This is a genomic window from Biformimicrobium ophioploci, assembly GCF_030270605.1.
GTDB lineage: Bacteria > Pseudomonadota > Gammaproteobacteria > Pseudomonadales > Cellvibrionaceae > Biformimicrobium > Biformimicrobium ophioploci.
Genome location: NZ_BSYJ01000002.1, coordinates 750,496 through 756,608 on the forward strand (window position 1 = coordinate 750,496; position 6,113 = coordinate 756,608).

At 56.4% G+C, this 6,113-nt stretch carries 5 protein-coding genes and 1 tRNA gene; 5 read left to right on the forward strand and 1 reads right to left on the reverse strand.

What is annotated here, in order from left to right:
- The first annotated feature begins 59 nt into the window (after window positions 1–59).
- From QSJ80_RS06735 to QSJ80_RS06755, 5 genes are all read left to right on the forward strand, one after another.
- Complete coding sequence (locus QSJ80_RS06735) at window positions 60–425, forward strand: histidine triad nucleotide-binding protein (RefSeq protein ID WP_285763637.1); 366 nt, start codon at window positions 60–62, stop codon at window positions 423–425.
- A gap of 54 nt (window positions 426–479) precedes the next feature.
- Window positions 480–3,101 (forward strand): alanine--tRNA ligase, encoded by a 2,622-nt coding sequence (gene alaS, locus QSJ80_RS06740; RefSeq protein ID WP_285763638.1) that lies wholly within the window; start codon window positions 480–482, stop codon window positions 3,099–3,101.
- A gap of 104 nt (window positions 3,102–3,205) precedes the next feature.
- On the forward strand, window positions 3,206–4,441 hold the full coding sequence (locus tag QSJ80_RS06745; protein ID WP_285763639.1) for an aspartate kinase: 1,236 nt from the start codon (window positions 3,206–3,208) through the stop codon (window positions 4,439–4,441).
- Window positions 4,442–4,731: 290 nt separating this feature from the next.
- On the forward strand, window positions 4,732–4,926 hold the full coding sequence (csrA, locus tag QSJ80_RS06750; protein WP_285763640.1) for a carbon storage regulator CsrA: 195 nt from the start codon (window positions 4,732–4,734) through the stop codon (window positions 4,924–4,926).
- 161 nt (window positions 4,927–5,087) lie between these two features.
- A tRNA-Ser gene (locus tag QSJ80_RS06755) sits at window positions 5,088–5,177 on the forward strand.
- A gap of 478 nt (window positions 5,178–5,655) precedes the next feature.
- Here the strand turns inward: QSJ80_RS06755 and QSJ80_RS06760 are convergent.
- Window positions 5,656–6,113, reverse strand: a 458-nt coding sequence (locus QSJ80_RS06760; protein ID WP_285763641.1) for a hypothetical protein, incomplete at its 5' end; no start/stop codon positions are given.

Here is a 6,113-nt window from a genome sequence, read left to right on the forward strand (position 1 = left end):
GTGCCCGAGAGGACAGCAAGTGACATAGCGACCAGGAAGGGATCTGAAGGAGAGTGGCGATGGCAGGCTGCAGGGACGGCGGCGATAGCGTTTTCAGCAGAATCATGCGCGGTGACTTGCCGGCGGATGTTCTTTACGAGGACGACGACTGCATCGTAATCAAGGATCGCTCTCCCCAGGCGCCAACGCACCTTCTGGTTATTCCGCGCAAGCCGCTGGTCAATATCGGGGTCGCGGGCGAGGAGGACAAGCCTCTGCTGGGGCACCTGATGTGGGTGGCGGGTGAAATGGCCCGCAAACTGGGTGTCGATGACGGTTTTCGCGTCATCATCAACAATGGCCCCGGGGGCGGGCAAACGGTGTTCCACTTGCATTTACACCTGCTCGCGAACAAAGCCTACCGGGAAGAAGACCTGGATTTTTAATTTCGAAATAAGCAGTAACGGCCGCGCTGGCGGCGTGAAGGGTGAATTAGGTAGATGAAAAGCGCAGAGATTCGCGAAGCTTTTTTAAAGTATTTTGAAAGCAAGCACCACACCATCGTGCCGTCGAGCTCGCTGGTCCCGGGTAATGACCCGACCCTGATGTTTACCAATGCAGGGATGGTGCAGTTCAAGGATACATTCCTCGGCAACGAACAGCGTAACTACACTCGCGCAGTGAGTTCCCAGCGCTGCGTGCGCGCCGGTGGCAAGCACAATGACCTGGAAAATGTCGGCTATACCGCGCGCCATCACACCTTCTTTGAAATGCTGGGTAACTTCAGCTTCGGTGATTACTTCAAGCGCGATGCAATCCTGTTCGCCTGGGAATTCCTGACCTCGAAAGAATGGCTCGGTATTGACAGTCAGCGCCTGATGGTGACGGTCTACGCCGAAGACGACGAAGCCTACGGGATCTGGGAAAAGGAAGTGGGTGTGCCCACAGACCGCATCGTCCGCATTGGCGACAAGGGCGAGAAATACAAGTCTGACAATTTCTGGCAGATGGGTGACACAGGTCCATGCGGCCCCTGTACAGAAATTTTCTATGACCACGGTGAAGAAATCTGGGGTGGTCCTCCTGGCAGTCCGGAAGAAGACGGTGACCGCTTCATTGAGATCTGGAATGTGGTCTTCATGCAATACGAAAGGACTGCAAGCGGTGAAATGCACGAGCTGCCGAAGCCGTCTGTGGATACCGGCATGGGCCTCGAGCGCATCGCGGCGGTGATGCAGGATGTCCACTCCAACTATGAAATTGACCTGTTCCGGGCATTGCTGACAGCCGCGGGCGATATCGTCGGCTGCGCGGACCACGATAACAAGTCACTGCGCGTAATTGCCGACCATATCCGTTCCTGCGCCTTCCTCGTCAGTGACGGCGTCATCCCGAATAACGAAGGGCGCGGTTACGTGTTGCGCCGCATTATCCGTCGCGCCATTCGCCACGGCCACAAGCTTGGCCATACCCAGACCTTTTTCTATCGCCTTGTTGATGCGCTGGTCCGGGAAATGGGCGATGCCTACCCCGAGTTGCGCGAAAAACAGGGTGAGATCGAACGTATCCTTCAGAAAGAAGAAGAGCAGTTCGAGAAAACACTGGATAAAGGCCTGGCGGTACTCGAGGACGCTCTGGCCGGCCTCGACGGAAACATCATTCCGGGTAATGTGGTCTTTACCCTGTACGACACCTACGGCTTCCCGACAGACCTGACCAACGATATCGCGCGTGAGCGCGGCCTGGAGCTGGACCTCAGCGGTTACGAGCAGGCCATGGCCGAGCAGCGTGAACGTGCACGTTCCGCTGGCAAGTTCAAGGTCGACTACACCGGCAATATCGCGGTGGATGGCAAGACTGAATTTCTCGGTTACAGCGCTACGGAGGCGGAAGGCCATATCGTCGGTCTTTACCATGAAGGGCAGCCGGTAGAAAAACTGGAGCAAGACCAGAAAGGCATTGTGGTCCTGGACAAGACTCCGTTTTACGCGGAGTCCGGTGGTCAGGTGGGCGACAGCGGCCTGCTGGTTGCCGAGGATAAGCGCGTTGAGGTCTCGGACTGCACCAAGCACGGTGACCTCCACCTGCATCATGTCAAGGTACTCGCGGGTTCGCTGCAGAAAGGCGGTAGTGTACAGGCGCGGGTTGACCGCGGTGTACGCCACGCAACCGCGCTGAACCACTCGGCAACACATCTGTTGCACGCAGCACTGCGCAAGGTGCTGGGTTCCCACGTGACCCAGAAAGGCTCGCTGGTAGACTCCGAGCGCCTGCGCTTCGACTTCTCGCATTTTGAAGCAGTTTCAGCTGAACAGCTGCGTGAGGTGGAGCGCATGGTCAATGCCCAGGTGCGCCTGAACAGTGAAGTGCAGACCCTCGAAACCGATATTGAAACGGCCCGCGCCGAGGGCGCCATGGCGCTGTTCGGAGAAAAGTACGGCGATACCGTGCGCGTGCTGTTCATGGGTGGGGATTTCTCGGTGGAGCTGTGTGGCGGAACCCATGTAAAGCGCACTGGTGATATCGGCCTGATGCGCATTGTTTCCGAAGGTGGTATTGCTGCGGGGCAGCGTCGTATCGAGGCGGTAACCGGTGAGAAAGCGCTGGATTTGATTGACTCGGTCCAGCAGCAGGTTATTGATGCTGCGGCCCTGGTAAAGGCCAAGCCGGAGAACCTTGCAGCCAAGCTCGAGAGTCTGGTTTCCAGCAGCCGCAAGATGGAGAAGGAAGTCGCCCAGTTGAAGGCGAAACTGGCGAGCGGTGCAGGCGGAGACCTGTCCGCACAGGCAAAGGACGTAGCGGGTGTGAAGGTACTGGCAGCTTCGGTCGATGGTGCCGATGCGAAATCCCTGCGTGACGTGGCCGACCAGCTCAAGAATAAACTCGGGTCAGGTGTGATTCTCCTGGCAGCACCGGGTGAAGAAAAAGTCGCCCTGATTGCCGCGGTAACGAAAGATCTGTGCGGTAAGCTCAAGGCCGGTGACCTGATGCGCGAGATCGCTGCGCAGGTCGGTGGCAAGGGTGGCGGCCGCCCGGATATGGCCCAGGGCGGTGGCACCGACCTGGATGCTCTGCCCGCAGCGCTTGCAAGCGTTGAGGCATGGGTTGCCGAGCGGGTTTAAGGCGGCCTTGGCCAGCTTGCTGGCCGAACAATTTTGGCGTTCGCCGGCATTTTGCCGGCGAAGCCGTTATTCAAGGGAAATGAGTGGGGGTTAACCTTAGTCCTATGGGGTTATTTGTTCAGAAATATGGCGGAACGTCGGTAGGCTCCATCGAGCGTATCGAGGCGGTCGCCGACAAGGTGGCAACTTTCCGGTCCGAAGGGCACGACATGGTCGTGGTCCTCTCTGCAATGAGCGGCGAAACCAATCGCTTGATTGAGCTGGCGCACAAGATCCAGGAGCATCCGGACCCGCGTGAGATGGATGTACTGGTCTCTACGGGCGAACAGGTCACGATTGCGCTCCTTACCATGGCGCTGAAGAAGCGCGGTTATGACGCCTGTTCCTACACCGGCGGCCAGGTCCGAATCCTTACCGATAACGCGCACAATAAGGCGCGAATCCAGTCGATTGATGTTGAGCGCATGCGCAAGGACCTGGACACAGGTCGCGTTGTCGTTGTTGCAGGCTTTCAGGGCGTGGACGATCAGGGCAATATCACAACTCTGGGCCGTGGCGGTTCGGATACTACCGGAGTTGCACTTGCTGCAGCGCTTAAGGCAGATGAGTGCCAGATCTACACCGATGTTGATGGCGTCTATACCACCGACCCGCGCGTAGTGGACAGCGCGCGCAGGCTCGACCGCATTACATTTGAAGAAATGCTCGAGATGGCCAGCCTTGGCTCAAAAGTGTTGCAGATTCGCGCGGTCGAGTTCGCCGGTAAATATGGTGTGCCCCTGCGGGTACTTTCGACTTTCGAAGAGGGTCCCGGGACCCTGATTACCCTGGATGAGGAATTAGAGGAAATGGAAAAGCCTGTTGTATCCGGTATTGCTTTCAATCGCGATGAGGCCAAGTTAACGATCCGTGGCGTGCCGGACCAGCCGGGCGTTGCCTGCAAGATCCTGGCTCCGGTTGGCGAGGCCAATATCGAGGTTGACGTCATCGTACAGAATATCAGTGCGGTTGATGGCACAACCGACTTTACGTTTACCGTCCATCGCAATGACCTGAGCAAGGCCAAGGGCGTACTGGACAGGGTGAGTAATGAGCTGGGTGCCCGGGAAGTGGTAACCGATGACAGGATCGCAAAAGTATCCATTGTTGGGGTTGGTATGCGCTCACATGCGGGTGTGGCAACCACCATGTTCAAGGCCCTGGGTGAAGACAATATCAACATCCAGATGATTACGACGTCCGAAATCAAGACTTCGGTCATTATTGACGAGCGCTACCTGGAACTGGCAGTACGCACGTTGCATAGTGCGTTCAACCTGTCCGAAGCCACAGGCGTATAAAACGCAATAAGAATTACAATTTTAATAACTATTGAATTAACAATAAGAGTGCTGGTTGGTTAGAACCGGTTGCAAGGGACTGCGTTACCTCTCATAACGAATTGTTTTTTAGGCGCCCCAGACCACCTATTGTGTTTTTAGGTGTCTGGGCAATACTAAAAAGTGATACCGGATTGAGCGGATGCTGGAGGAATCTCCGGGGTGCCTTAGATCGAAATAACTGACGGAAAGTACCTGCGCATTTTGAATGACTCAATTGCAATCACAGGATGATCTAGGAGAAGTAGGCAATGTTAATTTTGACCCGGCGCATCGGCGAGACGCTGATGGTTGGTGACAACGTCACCGTTACGGTTCTAGGGGTTAAAGGGAATCAGGTACGCATAGGAGTGAACGCGCCCAAAGAGGTGGCGGTCCACCGCGAAGAGATCTACCAGCGGATCCAGCGCGAAAAAGAGTCCCCGGATGAGGGTGGCCAGGAGTAGGGTTCCTGGCGTAGAAAAGGCCGGCTTCCGCTGGCCTTTTTTGTGTCTGGCCAAGGAATAGCCAAAGCGTCGAAACTGCAAAAAGTTATTGATTCCCCGTTGATTTTTTCCCGACCCTTGGTATTATGCCGCCCACTCGAGCGAGCACTAGCGCGTTCGTAGGTGAGGTGGCCGAGTGGCTGAAGGCGCGCCCCTGCTAAGGGCGTATCGGGGAAACCTGATCGAGGGTTCGAATCCCTCCCTCACCGCCATATACGAAAAAGGCCCCATCCGGAAGGATGGGGCCTTTTTCGTATATGCGGCTCAGGAGGGTTCGTTCTAACTCCGGTTCGACTCGGAGGCGCGTAGCGCCGTAGAGCCACGAGCGCAGCGAAGTGCATCCCGACCGGTCGGCGCTAAAAGGCGCATCTCCTAGGCGAAAGCAGGGGGCCTTTTTCGTATATGCGGCTCAGGAGGGTTCGTTCTAACTCCGGTTCGACTCGGAGGTGCGTAGCGCCGTAGAGCCACGAGCGCAGCGAAGTGCATCCCGACCGATTGGCGCTAAAAGGCGCATCTCCTGAGCGAAAGCAGGGGGTCTTTTTCGTATATGGCTGTTCGGGAGGGAAAGCGTCAATTGCGGCCGCCTATCGCCTCAGTGCCGTTCAAAAAACACCCGGAATCCTCAGTCCGAAATATTATTCAATCTTTCCTTGCGCTCGACCGGCCATGGCCGTAAAGTGCGCGCCGCTGTCACGGACGGGCAGCGAGAAAGGCGCCAGAATCGATTGGTTTTTGGCCGCCGGCAGGCAGGGAGTCTGGGGTTGGAAGTCGCAGTTTGGTGGCTTCGAAAGAAACTTCCAGAAAGTGCTTGCAAAGCTGGGTCAGCGCTGTAGTATGCGCGCCCACGGTCACCGCAGGGTGGCTCGGGAGGCTCTTCCAAGTTGTTGATTTTGCTGAAGTTTTCGCAAAATCAAAACGGAAAAAGAGCTTGCCAGACGGAGGCTTCGCTGTATAATGCGCGCCTCGCTCGAGACGCCTCTCCGGAGGGTTCGGGCCACGGAAAAAGCCAGTTGCTTTTTCCGGCTTGAGCAGGGGTTTCAAGCGTTTGTTTTTCCAGAAGTTTTCGGGAAAACAAAGTTTCAAAAAAGCCTTGCGAAAGCGAAACGGATGTGTAGAATGCACGTCCCACGGTTGAGGCCAGCGCGCCT

Excerpts from the sequence above, each read along its gene's own strand:
- QSJ80_RS06735 (WP_285763637.1), top strand. The coding sequence starts at position 60 with ATGGCAGGCTGCAGGGACGGCGGCGATAGCGTTTTCAGCAGAATCATG.
- alaS (WP_285763638.1), top strand. The coding sequence starts at position 480 with ATGAAAAGCGCAGAGATTCGCGAAGCTTTTTTAAAGTATTTTGAAAGC.
- QSJ80_RS06745 (WP_285763639.1), top strand. The coding sequence starts at position 3,206 with ATGGGGTTATTTGTTCAGAAATATGGCGGAACGTCGGTAGGCTCCATC.
- csrA (WP_285763640.1), top strand. The coding sequence starts at position 4,732 with ATGTTAATTTTGACCCGGCGCATCGGCGAGACGCTGATGGTTGGTGAC.